20 protein-coding genes are annotated in these 19,000 nt (G+C 32.6%); 16 read left to right on the top strand and 4 right to left on the bottom strand.

Features of this window, described 5'->3' with window-relative positions:
* Positions 1-146: 146 nt before the first annotated feature.
* Together cfbA and METFODRAFT_RS06770 are read right to left on the bottom strand one after the other, a co-directional pair.
* Complete coding sequence (gene cfbA, locus METFODRAFT_RS06775; protein WP_083820861.1) at positions 147-629, bottom strand: sirohydrochlorin nickelochelatase; 483 nt, start codon at positions 627-629, stop codon at positions 147-149.
* Between the two features lie 459 nt (positions 630-1,088).
* Positions 1,089-2,018, bottom strand: coding sequence for an EF-Tu/IF-2/RF-3 family GTPase (locus tag METFODRAFT_RS06770; protein ID WP_007044824.1), 930 nt, complete (start codon positions 2,016-2,018; stop codon positions 1,089-1,091).
* Between the two features lie 152 nt (positions 2,019-2,170).
* Here METFODRAFT_RS06770 and METFODRAFT_RS06765 point away from each other — a divergent pair, with 152 nt between their 5' ends.
* A complete protein-coding gene (locus METFODRAFT_RS06765; RefSeq protein WP_007044823.1) occupies positions 2,171-3,475 on the top strand; it encodes an NCS2 family permease in 1,305 nt (434 codons plus the stop codon).
* Between the two features lie 260 nt (positions 3,476-3,735).
* Here the strand turns inward: METFODRAFT_RS06765 and argF are convergent, their stop codons facing one another.
* Positions 3,736-4,668 (bottom strand): ornithine carbamoyltransferase, encoded by a 933-nt coding sequence (gene argF / locus METFODRAFT_RS06760; protein WP_007044822.1) that lies wholly within the window; start codon positions 4,666-4,668, stop codon positions 3,736-3,738.
* An 80-nt stretch (positions 4,669-4,748) separates the two neighbouring features.
* Between argF and METFODRAFT_RS06755 the strand changes: the two genes are divergently transcribed.
* The 6 genes from METFODRAFT_RS06755 (at position 4,749) to METFODRAFT_RS06730 (ending at position 9,970) form a co-directional block, all read left to right on the top strand.
* A complete protein-coding gene (locus tag METFODRAFT_RS06755) occupies positions 4,749-5,342 on the top strand; it encodes a class I SAM-dependent methyltransferase (protein ID WP_007044821.1) in 594 nt (197 codons plus the stop codon).
* A 101-nt stretch (positions 5,343-5,443) separates the two neighbouring features.
* Positions 5,444-6,457: a tRNA (guanine(37)-N1)-methyltransferase Trm5b gene (gene trm5b / locus METFODRAFT_RS06750; RefSeq protein ID WP_007044820.1), complete on the top strand. Its 1,014-nt coding sequence runs from the start codon at positions 5,444-5,446 to the stop codon at positions 6,455-6,457.
* 17 nt (positions 6,458-6,474) lie between these two features.
* Positions 6,475-7,923, top strand: a complete 1,449-nt coding sequence (locus METFODRAFT_RS06745) for a replication factor C large subunit (protein ID WP_007044819.1) — start codon at positions 6,475-6,477, stop codon at positions 7,921-7,923.
* 153 nt (positions 7,924-8,076) lie between these two features.
* A complete protein-coding gene (locus METFODRAFT_RS06740; RefSeq protein ID WP_007044818.1) occupies positions 8,077-8,334 on the top strand; it encodes a nucleotidyltransferase family protein in 258 nt (85 codons plus the stop codon).
* Positions 8,331-8,681: a gamma-glutamylcyclotransferase family protein gene (locus METFODRAFT_RS06735; protein WP_007044817.1), complete on the top strand. Its 351-nt coding sequence runs from the start codon at positions 8,331-8,333 to the stop codon at positions 8,679-8,681. Before METFODRAFT_RS06740 ends, METFODRAFT_RS06735 begins: the two co-directional genes overlap by 4 nt.
* 2 nt (positions 8,682-8,683) lie before the next feature.
* Positions 8,684-9,970: an amidohydrolase gene (locus METFODRAFT_RS06730; RefSeq protein WP_007044816.1), complete on the top strand. Its 1,287-nt coding sequence runs from the start codon at positions 8,684-8,686 to the stop codon at positions 9,968-9,970.
* A gap of 37 nt (positions 9,971-10,007) precedes the next feature.
* On the opposite strand, the gene METFODRAFT_RS06725 is transcribed toward METFODRAFT_RS06730, so the two are convergent.
* Positions 10,008-10,850: a protein translocase subunit SecF gene (locus METFODRAFT_RS06725; protein WP_007044815.1), complete on the bottom strand. Its 843-nt coding sequence runs from the start codon at positions 10,848-10,850 to the stop codon at positions 10,008-10,010.
* A 275-nt stretch (positions 10,851-11,125) separates the two neighbouring features.
* On the opposite strand from METFODRAFT_RS06725, the gene METFODRAFT_RS06720 reads away from it, so the two are divergent.
* The 9 genes from METFODRAFT_RS06720 (at position 11,126) to METFODRAFT_RS06680 (ending at position 18,954) form a co-directional block, all read left to right on the top strand.
* A complete protein-coding gene (locus METFODRAFT_RS06720) occupies positions 11,126-12,418 on the top strand; it encodes a helix-turn-helix transcriptional regulator (RefSeq protein WP_007044814.1) in 1,293 nt (430 codons plus the stop codon).
* A 21-nt stretch (positions 12,419-12,439) separates the two neighbouring features.
* Positions 12,440-13,426 carry a cell wall-binding repeat-containing protein gene (locus METFODRAFT_RS06715; RefSeq protein WP_007044813.1) on the top strand — a complete coding sequence of 329 codons (987 nt, stop codon included), beginning with the start codon at positions 12,440-12,442 and terminating at the stop codon, positions 13,424-13,426.
* A 12-nt stretch (positions 13,427-13,438) separates the two neighbouring features.
* Positions 13,439-14,608, top strand: coding sequence for an MJ1255/VC2487 family glycosyltransferase (locus tag METFODRAFT_RS06710; protein ID WP_007044812.1), 1,170 nt, complete (start codon positions 13,439-13,441; stop codon positions 14,606-14,608).
* Between the two features lie 14 nt (positions 14,609-14,622).
* Positions 14,623-15,549 (top strand): 2-phospho-L-lactate transferase, encoded by a 927-nt coding sequence (cofD, locus tag METFODRAFT_RS06705; protein ID WP_007044811.1) that lies wholly within the window; start codon positions 14,623-14,625, stop codon positions 15,547-15,549.
* Positions 15,550-15,559: 10 nt separating this feature from the next.
* Positions 15,560-16,579, top strand: coding sequence for a THUMP domain-containing protein (locus METFODRAFT_RS06700; RefSeq protein ID WP_007044810.1), 1,020 nt, complete (start codon positions 15,560-15,562; stop codon positions 16,577-16,579).
* An 87-nt stretch (positions 16,580-16,666) separates the two neighbouring features.
* The gene (locus METFODRAFT_RS06695) at positions 16,667-16,870 is read left to right on the top strand and encodes a histone family protein (protein ID WP_007044809.1); all 204 of its coding nucleotides are present in this window, start codon (positions 16,667-16,669) and stop codon (positions 16,868-16,870) included.
* Positions 16,871-17,093: 223 nt separating this feature from the next.
* A complete protein-coding gene (gene pyrH / locus METFODRAFT_RS06690; RefSeq protein ID WP_007044808.1) occupies positions 17,094-17,777 on the top strand; it encodes a UMP kinase in 684 nt (227 codons plus the stop codon).
* A gap of 63 nt (positions 17,778-17,840) precedes the next feature.
* Positions 17,841-18,029, top strand: a complete 189-nt coding sequence (locus tag METFODRAFT_RS06685; RefSeq protein WP_007044807.1) for a DUF2116 family Zn-ribbon domain-containing protein — start codon at positions 17,841-17,843, stop codon at positions 18,027-18,029.
* A 31-nt stretch (positions 18,030-18,060) separates the two neighbouring features.
* Positions 18,061-18,954: an ADP-ribosylglycohydrolase family protein gene (locus tag METFODRAFT_RS06680; protein WP_007044806.1), complete on the top strand. Its 894-nt coding sequence runs from the start codon at positions 18,061-18,063 to the stop codon at positions 18,952-18,954.
* Positions 18,955-19,000: the final 46 nt, after the last annotated feature.

Here is a 19,000-nt window from a genome sequence, read left to right as displayed (position 1 = left end):
CAATATCCGTTCCGTTTCTTAGAAACTTTTATTTTTTATCTCTATTTTGTCATTTTTATCTTGCTTCATATTTCCTATTATTTATTATCGATTATTTAATATTTTTCGACAACCTCTATTGTCTCAATAAAAATAATAAAAGGATATTATCTTCCTACAGCCCTATCTAAAACAATATCAACAATCCTATCATCTGCTCCCAAAGGTTCCCTATATATTATCTCCACATCATCTGGAAGTTCCAACTTTTCATGTTCATGATGGTGGTGATGGTGGTGATGCTCATGTTCATGATGGTGGTGATGTTCTCCATCATCCTCAATTAACCCCAATATTCTTGGGATATCTCTTTTTGTGTGGTTTCCATGGGCTAAGAAAACAGGGACAACGATAATCTTTTTAGCCCCTTGTTCAATTGCCTTCTTAACTGCCTGTGGAATTGTTGGCTCATTGAACTCCATCATACCAACTTCAACAATAGGATATATATTTTTTGCCTTTATCTTTTCAGCAATCTTCTCAACTATCTCTTTACTGTATGGCAACCTACTGCCATGCCCTACTAAAACCAATGCTTCCATAATACACCTCTCTAATATTTGATTAATATGATTTTGTAATTTTTTCATAACTGTTATATATACTTTTTGTGCTCCATCATTAACTTCAATCAAAAAATAAAATTTATAAATAATATTTTTACCATTTGTTGTCGCTAAGAAAGCACCGCATTTAAGGCAGTGATGAATTCAGGCAAAAACCGTAAGATTTTTGCTACTCTCTCTCCTAATCTCGGGGATAGGGGTGGGAGGGACAAGTGTTAAATTTATATATTCAATTCAGCATATTATTTATTGCCCCCAGTCCACGTTCTTATGGGTGGGGTTCAGGTGAAATCAGAGATTTTGCTACCCGAAACTAACGCTTCGGTCTCGAAAATCCCACTGATGGGGGCTTAAGGTTAGAAAGCGTAGTCCCGAATCTCCTAAACGGAGATGGGGATAGTGGGCTTGGCAACCCATGGAGGGTGAGGGTTATAAACCCTCTGCCCTCCTAAAGAAACTCCGCCCTTTAGGGCGAAGAGAATGTCATAACTCACCTACACCTAAAATCCTTATTTTTGCACTTCCATCCAATAATACAATTTTTTCTCCTTTTTCATAAACAATTGGTTTTTTTAGTTTTAATATTATATTCTCGTTTTCTCTTTCAACAACCTTACAACTTACTGCCTGTAATCCGCAAATTATTTGATATTCCTCTCCAACCTTCACTTCCTTCTGCATGAATGGATTCCATCTTATATTCAATGGGATTTCATCAGAAACTTCTAAATCCCCATTTGATAGTACCATACCTCTTTCCAGTTCCTCTGTAGTTATTCCCTTTAATGCAAGTCCAACTCTACTTCCCAAACCTGCCTCCTTAACGTCCTTATCATGCACTTGAATACTCCTAACCATAACCTCCCTGTCTGTTGGGTAAAGTTTTAGATTATCATGAACCTTAACTTCCCCTTTCTCAACCTTTCCTAATACAACAGTCCCCACACTCCTAACAGTAAAGAAGTGGTCTATTGGGATCTTTGTAAATTCACCATTATTTTCTTTTTTTATTTCCAAGTTTGTCATCTTTTCTCTTATTTTTATAAAATCCTTCTCCATTATATCAAAATCTCTCATTGATGTTGGAGCCACTATTGCCTTCAACTGCTCAAAATCAACATATTTCCCAACAACAAAAGTTCCTTCTTTAACTCCAAACATATCCAATGCCAATAACGTCTCTCCCAACTCTGGCTTTATCTCATCAACAAAAACTAAGGCATAATCTGTCATGTTTATTGTGTATATTAGGGGTTGTATCCTCTCTGGATACCTTGTTGGTTCAACATACAATACCGCATCATCTCCAATCTTGTAGTTGTAAAGAGTAATATCTGTTGATGTCCCTTTCTTTCCCAATTCTCTACCAACATTTTCAATATCTCCAAAAAGCCCTACACTAATGTTCTTCACAATTTCACCCTTTTTGTTATTATATTTTTCATTATTACAAATAAAATATAGTTTAGTACTCTAAATTTATTGAACTCGATAGTAAACTTAATAAAAGGCAATAAAGTATAAAGTAATTTTGTATTGTTTCTCAACAAGATTGGGGGATACCAATGCTAAGTAAGATTGCTGAATATTTTGAATTTGAGAAGTATAGAACAGATTTTAGAGTTGAAACATTAGCAGGGATTACAACATTTATGACAATGGCATATATTATTTTTGTGAATCCGCAGATATTAAGTGCTACAGGAATGGACTTTGGAGCAGTTATGGTTGCAACTTGTATATCCTCTGCTATGGCAACTTTATTAATGGGTGTTTTTGCAAGGTATCCATTTGCACTCGCTCCTGGAATGGGGTTGAATGCCTACTTTACCTATGGTGTTTGCTTAGGTATGGGTGTTGATTGGAGAGTTGCCTTAGGGGCAGTTTTCATATCCGGGATATTGTTTGTAATCTTAACACTTACAAAAATAAGAACGATGATATTTAATGTAATTCCAAATGCTATAAAATATGGAACTGCTGTTGGTATTGGTTTGTTTATTGCGTTTATTGGGTTGAAAAGTGCCGGAATTATTGTTGATAGTAAGGCAACATTGGTTACATTGGGTAATTTGTTGGAGCCATCAACATTATTGGCAATGTTTGGAATATTTTTGACAGGGATTTTACTTTGTAGAAAAATCATTGGGGCTATTTTGTGGGGTATTGTAATAACTGCATTGATTGGGATGATTTTAGGTATTTCTCCATTCCCAGATGGAATTATCTCAATGCCTCCTTCAATAGCCCCAACATTCATGCAATTGGATATAATAGGGGCTTTGAATTTGGGATTATTGACAATAGTATTGGCATTCTTCTTTGTTGATTTATTCGATACGTTGGGAACGTTAAGTGCTTTAAGTTCCCAGGCAGGCTATTTAAAAGATGGAAAATTACCAAGGTCTGAGAGGGCATTAATGTCAGATTCCATTGGAACAGTCCTTGGTTCATTGTTAGGAACTTCAACAGTAACTACATACATCGAATCTGCATCTGGTATAGCAGTTGGTGGAAGGACTGGATTTGTTTCAGTAATTGTGGCTTTATTGTTTTTGTTGGCATTATTCTTCTATCCAATAGTAAAAGCAATCCCTGCCTATGCAACCGCTCCAGCATTAGTTATTGTTGGAGCGTTGATGATGACATGTGTAAAATACATAAATTGGGATGACGTTTCAGAGGCAATCCCTGCATTTATAACCCTTATATCCATTCCATTGACTTTTAGTATAGCAACTGGTTTGGCACTGGGCTTTATAACTTATCCAATATTGAAGGTGTTTAGTGGAAAAGCAAAAGAAGTCCACTGGCTTGTTTATATATTAGCAGTGGTCTTTGCTTTAAGATTTGTCTACCTCTCTGGATAAATAAAATTTTTCTTTGAAATTGGAAAATAAAAAATAATGTTTATCTAATGTCACTTATGATTCTTGAAGATGAATTTAAATACTGCCTTCTGGGTATGCAATCTATTCTCCACGAAACTTTAAAAAAGGTTTCATCCAAACGGGATGCATTACCTCACTTCGTTCGGCAATGCCTCAAAGATAAACTTAAATACCGCTTTTTGTGCATGCAATCTATTCTCCACGAAACTTTTTAAAAAAGTTTCATCAAAAATGATGCATCATCTCACTTCGCTCGATGATGCCTCGAAGATAAATTTAAACACTGCTTTCTGAGCATGCAATCTATTCTCCGCCTCATCATAAACAACAGAATGTTCTCCATCAATAACGTCATCAGTTATTTCCATTCCCCTATTTGCTGGGAGGCAGTGCATGACGATTACATCATCCTTCGCATATTCTAAAAGTTTTTCATTTATTTGGAACGGTGGGAAGATTTTTAAGACCTTATCTAAGTTTTTCTCATCCCCCATACTGATCCAAACATCAGTATATAAAATATCCGCATCCTCAGCAGCCTCAATTGGGTCGTTTGTTAATTTTAATGAACCTTCTCCATACTCATCAATAATTTCCAATGCCTTCAAGACATTTAACGCATTCGGCTCATAACCCCTTGGTGTTGCAACAACCATATCCATTCCAACTAATGCAGAACCAAGTATTAAAGAATTGCAGACGTTATTTCCATCCCCCAAATATGCAATTTTCTTTCCTTTAAAGGATTTTTTATATTCTTTTATTGTTAAGAGATCTGCCAATATTTGGCATGGATGGGAGAGGTTACTCAATGCATTTATAACTGGAATTGTCCCATATTTTGCCAAATCTTCCAATGTTTTATGCTCATAAACCCTTGCAACTATTGCATCCACATATCTACTCATAACTTTTGCAGTGTCTTTAATGCTCTCTTTCTTTCCCAAATGTATTTCATTTTGGTTCATTATTAAGGAATGCCCACCGAGTTCATGAACTGCTATATCAAAACTCATCCTTGTTCTTGTGGATGGTTTTTCAAATATTATGGCAATGCTTTTATCTTTTAAAATTTTTTCATGATTATATCTGTTCTTTTTGAAGTACTCAGCATATTTTAGTATTTTCTCTATATCTTCCCTTTTTAGCACATCCAAATCCAATAAATGCATGATTCCACCCATAATTTTAATACTTGAGTTAATAATTTATAAGATTATAGAAGAATTATTATAAATCTTTTGGTGATAGTATGCACTATTTTTCAGAAAAGCCAACATCAAAACACGATGTAAAGATTATTGAGGATGTCATAAGAGGAAAACATTTAATTTTCAAGACAGATTCTGGAATTTTTTCCCCAAATAAGGTAGATAAGGGCACCAAATTACTTGCAGAGGAAGTTGAGGTTGATAAGGACGATGATGTTTTGGATTTAGGTTGTGGATATGGAGTTATAGGTATTACTCTTGCCGATGAAGTAAATTCAGTTGTTATGACCGATATCAACAGAAGGGCCATAAAATTGGCAAAGGAAAATATAAAATTAAATAACTTGGAGGACTTGGATATTGAGGTTTATCAGGGAGATTTGTATGAGAATGTTAAGCATAAAAAATATGATATAATTGTATCAAATCCACCAATAAAGGCAGGGAAAAAGGTCATACATAGAATTATTGAAGAAGGAAAGGAATTATTAAAAGATAATGGAAGTTTGTGGGTTGTTATCCAAACCAAGCATGGAGCAAAATCTCTTGCGAAGTTTATGGGAGAGGTTTTTGGGAATGTTGAGACCGTTACAATAAAAGGAGGGTATAGGATACTAAAGTCAGTAAAAGAATAAAGCCAACTATAAGTCATTTACATTTGTCCTTTCAAAATTTTATTATATCTAATGTATGATGCTCTGCAAACAACCATACCTAAAAGAAGTTAGGTGAGAAATTGGTTTTATGTACAAAGGTCTATACTAAAGAAGGAGAAAAAATAAGAAGATTATTATTAGAAAACAAATTACTAAACAAAAATTACGGAATAGTGAAGGAAGGGGATTTTTTATACATTCCATTAAATGAAGAGAATTTAAAGAATGTAAATTTGAAAGATTTAAATCCAAACATTGAAATTGTTGAAAAAGACATCAAACCAAAAGAAATTAAAAGAAAACTAAGTTTTAGGGAAGTTATATCAAAAAGATTCAGGAAGGAGATTGATGAAGGTTTAATTGCTCTATCTTATGATGTTATTGGAGATTTGGTAATTTTGCAAATTTCTGATGAAATTGATGAAAAAACAAGGAAGGAGATTGGAGAAATAGCATATAAATTAATCCCATGCAAAGGGGTTTTTAGGAGAAAAAGTGAGGTTAAAGGAGAGTTTAGAGTTAGAGAATTGGAGCATTTGGCAGGGGAGAATAGAACTTTAACAATGCATAAAGAAAATGGCTATCGTTTGTGGGTCGATATTGCAAAGGTATATTTCTCCCCAAGGTTGGGAGGAGAGAGGTTAAGAATAGGCAAAAAGGTTGGCATTGATGATGTTGTTGTTGATATGTTTGCTGGAGTTGGGCCGTTCTCAATTGCATGTAGAAATGCAAGAAAGATTTATTCAATTGACATAAACCCACATGCCATAGAACTCCTAAAAAAGAACATTAAGTTAAATAAGTTGGAGCATAAAATTATTCCTATATTGGGTGATGTTAGGGAAGTTGATGTCAAAGGAAATAGAGTCATAATGAACCTTCCAAAGTATGCTCATGAATTTGTTGATAAGGCATTGGATATTGTTGAGAAAGGAGGCGTTATTCACTACTACACAATTGGAGAGGATTTTGAAGATGCCATAAAGTTATTTGAATCAAAATGTAAATGTGAAGTTTTGGAAAAAAAGATTGTTAAATCATACTCCCCAAAGGAGAATGTTTTGGTGATTGATTTTAAAATCATTGAAAAATAAACACTAAGGTGTCCATAATGTTAGAATGGGTTGAAAAATATAGACCAAAGACGCTAAAAGAGGTTGCAGGACATAACGAAATCAAAGAAAAACTAAAAAAGTGGATTGAAGACCATATAAAAGGAAAAAATCCAAAGCCAATTATATTGGTTGGGAATCCAGGATGTGGAAAGACAACATTGGCACATGCTTTAGCAAGGGATTATGGTTTTGATGTTATTGAGTTGAATGCAAGTGACAAAAGGAATAGAGCAGCAATTAGGCAAATAGTTGGGACTGCATCTACTTCAAAATCATTAACGGGGAAGAATATATTAATAATATTGGATGAGGTTGATGGAATCTCTGGAACTGAGGATTCTGGAGGGGTTAGTGAGATACTTAAAGTAATAAAAGAAGCAAAAAATCCAATAATCCTAACTGCAAATGACATATACAAACCCACACTAAAGCCTTTAAGGGATGTTTGTGAAGTTATAAATGTCCCAAATGTCCATACAAACACAATATTGGCAGTTTTAAAGAGGATAGCAAAAAAAGAGAACTTAGATGTTGATGAAAAAACCCTAAAAATCATAGCAAAGCATAGTGGTGGTGATTTGAGGGCAGCAATAAATGATTTGGAAGCATTGGCATTAGGGGGGAAAATTAATCAAGAAATTGCTTCACATTTGCCTGATAGAGACACTGAAAGGACAATTTTTGATGCGATGAGGATTATTCTTAAAACTACACATTACGACATTGCTACAATGGCATTGATGAATTGCAGTGAAGATTTGCAGACTGTTGAGGAATGGTTGGCAGAGAATATCCCAAAAGAATACAAAAAACTTGAAGATATAGAGAGGGCTTTTGATTATTTATCAAAGGCAGATATATTTTTAGGGAGAGTTTATAAAAGGCAGTATTTTGGACTTTGGAGGTTTGCCTCATCTTTAATGACTGCTGGTGTTGCATTGGCAAAGGATGAGAAGTATAGGGGCTTTACAAAGTATAGTTACCCATCAGTTTTAACGCTCCTAACAAGAACAAAGGCAAAAAGAGAAACATTGAAAAAAATCCTTAAAAAAATTGGGGAAAAAACACACACATCATCAAAAAGGGCAAGAGATGATTTGGAATTGTTGAAATCAATAATAGAAAACAATTTGGAGATGGGGGCGGAGTTAGTTGAATACTTTGAAATAACAAAGGAGGAACTTGAAAATATTGTGGGTAAAAAATTAGCATCAGAAGTTTTCAAAATTATAAATAAAAAGAAGAAAGAGAAAGAAAAAGAAAAGAAAATTAAAGAAAAAGCAGAAAAGAAAATAGAAGTAGAACAAAAAGAAACAGAAGAAATAAAAGTTGAGAAAATTGAAGAAGTCAAAGAAGAAAAGAAAAGCAAAGGCAAAAAAACCAAAAAATCAGAAAAGAAAGAAGAAAAGACAAAGCAATTAACGTTGGAAGCGTTCTTTAAATAATGTTGAGGGGTTGTTATGAGAACCTTGAATGAAATTATAGTTGTTCGCGTTAGTAAATGGACATAACCACTATAAAAATTAAAGGTTAAATAACTTTATTTAATTTTAATAAAATGGTTTTAACATTCTTTCAGAAATTCATTATGTTTAATAGTGTTCAAAAAAATTCGCGAACAACTATATGCATATTTTAAGAATTTGGTATTTGGTTCTTATGTGAGGGGAGAGCAAAAGGAAACCTCTGATGTTGATATTTTAGTTGAATTTTATGAACTTCCATCTTTATTGGAGTTTGTGAATTTAGAAAATTATTTGTCTGATTTATTGGGAATTAAAGTTGATTTGGTGTTAAGGGATGATATAAGAAAAGAATTAAAACCAATAATAATGAAGGAGGCAATCCATGTATGAAAAGGTATGATGGGAAAAACAAAAAATTTAATGTATTTGCATACGGGGAGTTAATGAAAGAGGAGAGATTAAAGGAACTAATAAATCGAGTGCCAAAAATGAAAAAAGGAAAAATTTTTGGGTTTGAAAAGTTTTTTGATGAAAGTATTGGATATTATGGGATTAAAAGAAAGGAAGGTTCAACTGTTGAAGGAGTTATTTTAATGGACATAACTGAGGAAGAGTTGAGGATATTTGATGATTATGAAGATGAAGGAATTTATTATTTCAGAGAGAAAACAAAAGCAATTGATGAGGAAGGGAATGAATATGATGTTTATGTTTATTTAAGAGTAAAGGAGGAGTGAAGATGATTTTAATAAAGAATCTCTCCTATTTAATTGATAAAGATTTGAAAGTTTATGAAAACTGCGATGTATTGATTAAGAAGGAAGAAGATGGAATAAAAAAAATTATGGGAAGAAATTTAATAGAAAAAGAAAATCTAAATCAAAAAGATTTAAAGATCATCGATGGGAAAAACAAATGTGCAATGCCAGGATTAGTTAATACTCACACTCACATTCCAATGACGCTTTTGAGGGGAATAGCAGACGATATGAGGTTGGAAGAGTGGTTGAGTGAAAAAATTTGGCCTAATGAGGCAAAACTAACAAAAGAAGATGTTTATTATGGCTCTTTATTGGGATGCTTAGAGATGCTAAGGTTTGGAGTCACAATATTTAATGATATGTATTTTTTTGCTGAGAAAGTGGGAGAGGCAACAAAGGAAATTGGATTGAGGGGAGTTATTTCTTTCCCAATAATTGACGTTGGAACTCCAGAATGTAAGGATAAGGATAAATTAATAAGGATGGCAGAGGGCTTTATTAAGAAATATATGGGAGATGAACTAATAAAACCAGCAATTGCTCCACACGCTCCATATACATGTTCAGAAGAGACATATAAAGAATGTAAAAAGATAGCGGATGATTATGGTACTTTATTGCATACTCATTTGTCAGAAACAAGGTATGAAGTCGTTGAAATGGAAAATAACCTTGGTTTGAGACCAGTGGAATATTTGGAAAAAATAGATATTTTAGATAATAATGTAATTGCCGCTCATTGTGTTTGGATTACAAAAGAAGAGGTTAAAAAATTAGCAAAACATAAAACAAAGGTTTCCCATTGCCCAGTAAGTAATATGAAGTTGGCGAGTGGAGGCGTTATGCCTTTAATTGAGATGCTAAATGATGGTGTTGAGGTAACTATTGGAACCGATGGAGTTGCAAGCAACAACAACTTAGATATGTTGGAGGAGATTAAGGTTTGCTCTATCTTACATAAGGCACATAGATGGGATGCAACAGTTGGAGACATAGATACGGTTTTGAAGATGGCATTTAATAGTGAGGTGTTGGGAATTGAGAATAATGATATTATTTTAATTGATTTAACTGCTCCTCATTTAAGGCCTATCCACAACATAAAATCAAATATCGTCTATTCTGCAAATGGTAATGATGTTGATACAGTTATAACAAATGGAGAGGTCTTAATGGAAAATAAAAGATTTGAATGCATTGATAATAAGTTTTTAGAGAAATTATACGAGAAAATTGATAAAATTAAAGAAAAATTTTCATGTTAATTTGGGAATTCATATAAAAATAAAAAAAGCAGAAAGATTATTTTCTTTTATATTCACTTATGTAGTATCTTAATATTCCAGCATTTGTAAGCCATGTTGTCATTAAATCCGCTATCAAACCAATTAACAACACCGCCGCAATATTTTTTAACGTCTCTGCAACTGGGACAAAGAATGTAATAACCAAATAAAGTACCATCATTGCCACAATGGTTGTTACTGACATTGTTATTCCTGTTTTCATAGCATTCTTAATCCTCTCATCCAAACTTTCAGATTTTCTCTTTAAAACTCTTGTCGTTAGCATGATGTCAGTATCTACACTATAACCAATAAGCATTAACAATGCAGCAATTGTTGCTGTTGAAAGAGGAATTCTCAATAAACTCATTCCCCCAAGTGCTAATATAATATCAGATAACGCCGCAAGAATTACAGCACCACTTGGTATCGGATTTCTAAACACAAAGTAAACTACAGCAGCCATAAATAGAAATGCAAATCCAATGGCTTTAACTCCCTCTTCCCAAAACTTCTCACTTAGTGAAGGTCCAATTTGTTTTTCACCATAATCCAACTTACTTAAGTCATCAACACCAAAGAATTCTCTTAATGTCTTTCTAACTTCATCAATATTTGCATTCTTATCCACTCTAATAACAATAAACGTCCCTGATTGAGATTCGAGTTTTTTAACTTCTGCATTTTTTAAGGTTTCTTTTAGTTGTTCAATATTAACATCATGAGGGGCTTTTATGGTGATTTCTGTTCCCCCAACAACATCAATGCTCTTTGGAATACCATACACCACTACAAAAGCAGCGGAAAGGATGGTTAGTATTATTGGAACTATGGTTAATATCTTATAGTTTATTTTCATCAAAATTCCCTCCACCAAAAATATTAAAAATAAAGATTTAAATAATATTTATAATTGATGGGTTAACTTAAATTAATTTTTATTTATGGAATGTTAACTTTGTAGAATTCTTTTTATAATTTTTTATATATAACTTTACAATGAAACTTTTAAAAAGTTTATCAAAAGATGATTACTCATTAAACCTTTTTGGAAATCCTATAAATATTTTAGTATTGAAAAACCTCTAAAGGGTGGGTAATATAAAACTCAAAATATGTCTTTTACTTTTAATAATGTTGTTTTTGAATTCTGCATTTGGAATATCGTTTGAAAAATATGAAGTAGTGTGTGATGTCGATGCAAACAATAACGTCCATGAAACCATAACACTTTCAATATTCAACAATAACTCCAAGGATATTAAAGATATAACATACATCGTTCCCCAAACTCTGAAAAATTTAGAGGTTTATTCAGATAGGGGGGTTAAGTCATATTCTAAAAGGTTAATTGAAGGAGCAACTGAAATATATATTGAATTAGAAAATCCAATAAAAAAGAATGAACATGGAGAAATAACCTTAGAGTTTGATACCGATAACTTGGTCTGGGATAAAGAAAATGGGGAAAAATTATTGTCCATAAGCGTTCCAGCAGTTAGATCAAAGTTTGAATTGTCCATAAAACTCCCCCCAGGAGCGGCAGTAGTTTCCCCCCAAGGATTCTTAAGTATAACCCCACAAGGTTATGTTGTTGATACAGATGGGAGGAGAATAGTTATTAAATGGAAAAAAGAATTGGAAGATGAAAAATCATTTACAGCAACAGTAGCCTACGCAATAATCACAAAACCAGTAGTCAACAATACACTAACCTATGGATTTGCAGGAGTATCTTTTCTACTTGCAGTTTCACTCCTTTGTTTTATGATTGCAACGCGAAAAAACAAACTATACAAAAACAGAATAGAAGATCTGCAAAAAGAACTTGAAAATTTAAGTAAAACCCTGGAGAAGAAAGATAACGAAGTTAAAAAATTAAGTGAAATAAATAAATTATTAAACAATGATTTAAAGAATGCAAATATGAGTGTTGAGGCGTATAAAAAGGAGGTTATCAAAAAGGACAAAGAAATAGAAAAAATTAAGGAAGAATATGAAAAATGTTTAAGAAAGGTTGAAGAGTTGAAAAAGGAACTATTAAAAATTGATGAATTGAAAGATGACGTTGATGCTTATAAAGAGTTGTCAGAGAGATATAAAAAGGAATTAGAATCTCTAAAAGACTCAATAAACAGAAAAGATGAATATATAAAAATGTTAGAGAATAAAATTAAAGAATATGAATCGAATAGAAGGGATATATTAATGAATGTTTTAACAGATGAGGAAAAGGAGATTATCAATTTAATAGGAAGATATGGTTCAATAACGCAGAAGGAAATCGTTGAAATCACTGGAATGACAAAACCTAAGGTTTCACGTCTTGTATCGGATTTAGAGCAAAGAGGGATTGTAAAAAAGATGAAGATTGGAAGAATTAATAAACTTGTCCTTTCTGAGGATGTTCTGAGAGAAATTAAATAAATTATTTTTGGAGGGATTGTTGTGAGATACCTCAAACTACTAACAATTATACTAATACTAATCCCATGTACTGATGCATTAACCATTGGAGAAAAACCATCTTTAGTTGATACCGTAATAGTTACCAATGATAATTGGGTAGATTGCTTGGCAATAGTGGACTATGCATACCATTCAGATGCCATAATCCTTCAGACGGAAAAAGATGGCCTAAATCCGAAAATAGAGGAGATAATAAAAATTATTAATCCAAAGAGAATTATCATTATTGGTGGTCCAGAGGCAGTATCTGACAATGTTGAAAAAAAATTGGAAGAATATGCCCCAGTAATTAGGATTTGGGGAAATGACAGGGTTGAAACCTCTGAAAAAATAATTGAATACCAATTAAAAAACAACATCTATTTAAATTACTGTCTTGTGGATGGGTATAATTTTGATGATGTTGTTTCTGTTTCAAATTTTTATACTCCATGTTATATATCCTTAAGGGTACTAAATCCAAAATACACAATCAGGGTTTATGAGAATAATACAGTTAAAATATACACAAACTATAGGGAATTTGTTGGGGAATACGATAGGGATTGTGTATTAGAAATTCCTGGGGAAATTATTTTATTGAAAAAACCAAAATACCATGTAAAGTATTGCTATAACTGCAACCTATCCACATTTGGATGTGAAGATGTGGATGTATATAACTTTAAATACGGTATTTTAATAAACAAAAATACTCCAACTGCTATGCTGTTATCAAAATACCTCAAAGTTCCAGCAGTATTAAATGGAGATACCATCATATACTTAAGAGATAATCCTATTGAAAGTAGTATTGCAGTTGCAGTGGACATTCTTGTATTAAATAAGGCAAAAGAACTCTATAAGAACAGTGGGAATGCACAACAAGCAATTGATGAAGCAAAAACACAACTCTGGGCTAAAAAATTACCAGTTGAGGAGTACAATATCCCCTATGAGTACGCTAAAAACTATATTGAAAACTAATTGGTGAAACTTATGAAAATATTAATTTCCATTTGTGGGGAAGGATTTGGGCATACAACAAGATGCATTGCAGTAGGTGAAGAATTAAAAAATCAGTATGACATTGCGTTTATTGCCTATGGGAAAAGTAAGGATTACATTGAATCTCTTGGATATGAGGTTTTTGAAACATATCCAGAAATCAAATTAACTGGGTATGAGGGAAAGTTCGATATTAAAAAAAGCATATTTAATAAGGAATATAATCCCACTAAGGCAATTAAAAAGGAGATGGAAATAATAAAATACTACAAACCAGATTTGATAATATCTGATTGCAAATATAGCACCGTTATAGCAGCAGGATTTTTAAAAAAGCCATACTACATAATAACAAACCAAAACTACACAAAAACCAATAAAAAAGAAAAGTTCATTGTTTATCCAGTTATGGGCATGCTGAATGTCATCAACATATCTGCTGAAGAAGTTCTGGTTCCAGATTTACCTTTACCTTACACAATATGTGAATACAACCTAAAAATTATTGATAATTTGGAGTTTATTGGACCTTTGGTAAGATACAAACCAAAAAATATCAAGGATGAAGGTTACATATTGAGCGTTATTGGTGGATTTGAGTACAGATATAGAATTTTGAAACATTTGGCAGAAATTGCAGTAAAAAATGATTTAAATGTTAAATTGGTTTGTGGTAGTTTGGAGGTTGGGAAACAATTGGAAAATTACATAAACAAATTAACTGACGATCCAAAAAATATTGAGGTAATTCCATTTACAAACAATATGGAGAAGTTGATAAAAAACTGCTCATTTATAGTTTGTCACGGCGGACATTCAACAATAATGGAAAGCATATCATTTGGAAAGCCAATTATTGTTATCCCTGACTTAGATCATCCAGAGCAGGAGAACAATGCCCAAAAAGTCCAGGACTTAGGATGTGGAATATACATTTCCCACAATGAAATTGAAAAATTGGAGTTTGCAATAAATGAAATTCAAAACAATAAAATCTACTTTGAAAATGCTAAAAAACTAAAAAAACTATGCAAAAAATACAATGGTAGGGATAACGTCAAAAAAATAATATCCAAAAGGCTAAAATACAAAAAGAGAAGTTTAATAACACGCATTAGACAAGAATATCTAAAAACAATAAACAAAATCAGAAAAATATAACACTTGGTGGAAAAATGAAAGTAACTGTCCTTTCAGGAGGGACTGGAACACCAAAACTCATTCAAGGACTGAAGGGGATTATTCCACAAAAGGATATCTCTGTTATTGTTAACACAGGGGAAGATACTTGGATAGGGGATTTATACCTATCTCCTGATGTTGATACTGTTCTATATACTTTTGCAGATTTGATAAATGAAGAAACATGGTATGGGGTTAGAGGAGATACTTTTTACTGCCATGAGCAACTAAAAAAACTTGGATTTGATGAAGTTTTAAGGATTGGGGATAAAGATAGGGCATTAAAGATGCATAAAACACACTTTCTTAAAAAGAACTTTAAGTTGTCAGAAGTTATTGATATAGAGAGGAAGGCATTGAACATTGAGGCAAAAATCTATCCAATGACAGATGATAGAGTCGAGACAAAAATACTTGCAAAAGAAAACGATGGGAAGATACTCTTAAAATTTCATGATTTTTGGATTAAGAGGAGGGGGAATGTTGATGTTGTTGATGTGATTTATGAGAATGCACAATATGCAAAGGGTTGTGAAGGAGCGTTAAAATCAATTAAAGAAAGTGATTTTGTTTTAATTGGCCCTTCAAATCCCATAACATCGATAGGTCCGATATTGAGTATTAAAGATATAAAAAAGGCATTAAAAGATAAATTTGTTGTTGTCGTCTCTCCAATTGTTGGAGATAAAGTGGTTAGCGGTCCTGCAGGGACTTTAATGAAGGCAAAAGGGTTAAGTGTTGATGTTTTGGGAGTTTATGAGTTTTATAAGGATATCCTTGATGTCATGGTTATCGATGAGATTGATGCAGATAAGGCAGATAAAATAAAATGCGAAACATTGGTAACAAACACCATTATGAAAACCTTAAATGATAAGATAAACCTTGCAAAGGCAATATTGGAATTTATTAGGAAATAATGTGGTTATTATGAAGCCTACATTATTGGTTACAACACAACCAGGATTTGAGACCTATTTAAAGGAAGAACTAAAAACCCTAAATATAAAGAAGATTATAAAATACACCATGTTTAGGGGTCTTTTGAAGGTTTTATCTGAAAATCCCTATGAAACCATTGAAGTAATAAAGAAAGAAAAGGATAAATTTAAATTTTTGATGCGTGCTGTTCCATTGGAAGTTGAATGTCCATCAGATTTGGAGAGTATAAGGAAAAACACCATTTCTTTGTTAAAAACCAAATCAATTGATGGAAAGTCTTTTGTCGTTAGATGCAATAGAAGGGGAAGACATAAATACACGAGTGAAGATGTTGAGAGATTTATTGGAAGAGAGATTTTAGAGAATTTTGATTTAAAGGTTGATTTGAAAAACTACGATTTTAAGATAAATATTGAAATCATTCAAGATACTGCATATATTTCAATTTTTGATGATAACTTTAATGAATTTAGGCATGAAGGGAACATAAAAAAATCAAAATACCTAAAAAGATACATAGAAAGGCCATTAAACAGGTCAGAGAGAAAGATGAAAGAATTGGTAGAGAGATATCCGAATATATTTGATGTTGATATAGCGGTGGATATTGGCTCTGCTCCGGGGGGCTGGGCAAAGGTATTGGCAGAGAATGCAAAGGTTGTCTATGCAATAGATACTGGAAATTTAAGAATAAAAAAAGACAACATCATACACATAAAAAAGAGGGCGGAAGACATTGATAATTTACCACAATGTCAACTACTAACCAACGACACAAACCTATATCCAGAGGAATCTGCATTATTAACGGTTAAATTATCAAAGTTTTTGGTAAAAAATGGCTACATAATCCACACAATAAAATCTGAAAATAAATATGCTATAAAAGAGGATATCAGTAAGGTTAAAAAAATCTTCGAAAATGCAAATATAAAAATATTAAAAATAATGAATTTAAAGGCAAACACTATAAATGAAGTAACGTTAATGTGTCAGAAAAGGGCTTAAGATTTTATCCAATTATATCAAAAATTTCCGAAAAATTTATATACTTATTTATCCAATTTAAAAATATAAAAATTTTGAGGTGATTCTATGGCAGAACTTCCAGTTGCACCAGTAGTAAGAATCTTGAAAAAGGCTGGTGCTGAAAGAGTAAGTGAAGAAGCAGGTAAGTTCTTTGCTGAGGCTTTAGAAGAAATTGCAATGAACATTGCTCAAGAGGCTGCTGCATTAGCAAAGCACGCAGGTAGAAAGACAGTTAAAGTTGAAGATATTAAGATGGCTTTAAGAGGTTAAATTCATATTGCATTATATGTATTACATCTCCTTATTTTTATGAGTTATGGATATCAATTATTTTCTATTTTTAAATGTTTCTATTTTTAAATATGTAATGTAAAACCTTAAATATCCCTTATAGATTATATTCTGTGCAACCATAAAATTACATAGTTTTTTTAGAATTTTTAATTAACTGATAATCAGGATTCTGTAAATTTAACTTATCGGAGGGCTTTTGATGAGAGTTGTTTTTGCACTTGGTGGCTCAGTGATAATGCCAAAAGATGGAGCATCAATTGAGAAAATTAAAGAATACGCAGAAGTATTTAAAAAGGTAAAGGATTTGGGAAATGATGTTTGTGTTGTTGTTGGCGGTGGTTATACAGCGAGAAACTACATATCCGTTGCAAGGGAACTTAAGGCAAACGAATCATTTTGCGATGAAATTGGCATTATGGCTACAAGAATGAACTCCATGCTTTTAATTGCAGCATTAGGGAATTATGCAACTAAAAAAGTCCCTACAAATTTCCAAGAGGCAGAAACTATTTTAAATATGGGCAAAATTGTGGTTATGGGAGGAACCCACCCAGCACACACAACAGATGCTGTTGCCGCTTCTTTGGCAGAGTTTATTGATGCTGATTTGCTAATCATAGCGACTAATGTTGATGGTGTTTATGACAAAGACCCGAACAAATATGCAAATGCCAAAAAACTAACAAAAATAACAACAAAGGAACTTGTTGATTTAACCATATCAGCATCAATTAAAGCAGGTTCTTCTGGTGTTGTTGACCCATTGGCATCAAAAATTATAGATAGGGCAAATATGAAGGTTGTTGTGGTTAAAGGAGTTCCAGAAGAGATTTTAAAGGCAGTTATTGGTGGACACAGTGGAACAGTTATCGAACCGGAATAAACTCCAAATTTATAAATAGATGCATAACAAAATTATAATTAAAAATAAATCGAGTGTGAAATTATGATTCCACCTCATAGACATTGTTTGAACTGTGGAATATCCATCCCTCCAGAGGAAAGTTTTTGTTCTCAAAAATGTAAGGAAGAATATATAGCAAAGAGAAAAAAGATGATGAGAACTCAGCAGATATTTTTTATTACCATGTTGGTTATTGTCTTTGCATATATCGTTATGATGCTTTTTAAATAAATTCTCTTCTATTTTTTATTTTGGTGGTTTTATGCTAAATAAGTTTAAAGGTTGTTTGATCGGTTTGGCAATAGGAGATGCAATGGGCATGCCTTCTGAAGGATTAACAAAAGAACAAATAAAATCAATCTATGGAACAATAGACAACTACAAAAATCCAGAGAACCATTTTAAAGGATATTTAAAGGCAGGACAATATACAGATGATACACAACAAACCCTTGCACTTGCAGAGGCGATAACAAAAGAAGGTTTTAGTAAAGAACTATTCATTAAAAATCTCATAGAATGGTACAAAAATGAACCAAGGGGTATAGGCCCTACAAGTGAAAAGGCCATAAAAAATCTAATCAATGATAAATTTGAAGGAATAGATTCAAAAACATGCGGTGCAGCGATGAGGGTTGCTCCTTTGGCATTATATTGTAATAATTTGGATGAGTTAAAGAGAAACATCATTGAAGCATCAAAAATAACACACAATAATGATGAGGCAATTGCTGGGGCATTGGCAGTAGGTTTTTTTATTTTTAATGCTCTAAAGGATAGAAAAGAAGGATTAATAAATGAATGTAGTGAATTTATAAGTGATATTTGCCCAAAATTTTCAGAGAAGATAAGATTAATAAACAATATTGAGGATATTGAAGAGGGTTTTGAGATTTTTGGGACTGGGATAAATGCTATTGAATGCGTTCCATCCGCAATCCTATGCTTTTTAAGGACAGATAATTTTAAGGATGCAATAATCAAGGCAGTAAATGCTGGAGGAGATACAGATAGTTTGGGTTGTATGGTTGGAGCAATGGCGGGGGCTTATTACAACTACAGCAATATACCAAAAGAATGGATTGGGAATTTAGAAAATAGGGATTATATAATTAGTTTGACGGAGAAATTATGGCACTTATCGCTTCTTAAATAAACACAAAATATTAAACTACTGATAGTGTGATTTAACAATATTAACT

This window comes from Methanotorris formicicus Mc-S-70 (genome assembly GCF_000243455.1).
Classification (GTDB): domain Archaea; phylum AGJL01; class Methanococci; order Methanococcales; family Methanococcaceae; genus Methanotorris; species Methanotorris formicicus.
Note: the sequence above shows the minus strand (reverse complement) of the source record. Positions and strands in the feature narration are given on the sequence as shown.

Bases quoted from the DNA above. Each gene is read 5' to 3' on its own strand.
- METFODRAFT_RS06720 (WP_007044814.1), top strand. From the start codon at position 11,126: ATGTTGTTTTTGAATTCTGCATTTGGAATATCGTTTGAAAAATATGAA.
- METFODRAFT_RS06745 (WP_007044819.1), top strand. From the start codon at position 6,475: ATGTTAGAATGGGTTGAAAAATATAGACCAAAGACGCTAAAAGAGGTT.
- METFODRAFT_RS06685 (WP_007044807.1), top strand. From the start codon at position 17,841: ATGATTCCACCTCATAGACATTGTTTGAACTGTGGAATATCCATCCCT.
- pyrH (WP_007044808.1), top strand. From the start codon at position 17,094: ATGAGAGTTGTTTTTGCACTTGGTGGCTCAGTGATAATGCCAAAAGAT.
- METFODRAFT_RS06755 (WP_007044821.1), top strand. From the start codon at position 4,749: ATGCACTATTTTTCAGAAAAGCCAACATCAAAACACGATGTAAAGATT.
- METFODRAFT_RS06700 (WP_007044810.1), top strand. From the start codon at position 15,560: ATGAAGCCTACATTATTGGTTACAACACAACCAGGATTTGAGACCTAT.
- METFODRAFT_RS06735 (WP_007044817.1), top strand. From the start codon at position 8,331: ATGAAAAGGTATGATGGGAAAAACAAAAAATTTAATGTATTTGCATAC.
- METFODRAFT_RS06725 (WP_007044815.1), bottom strand. From the start codon at position 10,850: ATGAAAATAAACTATAAGATATTAACCATAGTTCCAATAATACTAACC.
- METFODRAFT_RS06765 (WP_007044823.1), top strand. From the start codon at position 2,171: ATGCTAAGTAAGATTGCTGAATATTTTGAATTTGAGAAGTATAGAACA.
- METFODRAFT_RS06695 (WP_007044809.1), top strand. From the start codon at position 16,667: ATGGCAGAACTTCCAGTTGCACCAGTAGTAAGAATCTTGAAAAAGGCT.
- argF (WP_007044822.1), bottom strand. From the start codon at position 4,668: ATGCATTTATTGGATTTGGATGTGCTAAAAAGGGAAGATATAGAGAAA.
- cfbA (WP_083820861.1), bottom strand. From the start codon at position 629: ATGAAAAAATTACAAAATCATATTAATCAAATATTAGAGAGGTGTATT.
- METFODRAFT_RS06710 (WP_007044812.1), top strand. From the start codon at position 13,439: ATGAAAATATTAATTTCCATTTGTGGGGAAGGATTTGGGCATACAACA.
- METFODRAFT_RS06730 (WP_007044816.1), top strand. From the start codon at position 8,684: ATGATTTTAATAAAGAATCTCTCCTATTTAATTGATAAAGATTTGAAA.
- cofD (WP_007044811.1), top strand. From the start codon at position 14,623: ATGAAAGTAACTGTCCTTTCAGGAGGGACTGGAACACCAAAACTCATT.
- METFODRAFT_RS06680 (WP_007044806.1), top strand. From the start codon at position 18,061: ATGCTAAATAAGTTTAAAGGTTGTTTGATCGGTTTGGCAATAGGAGAT.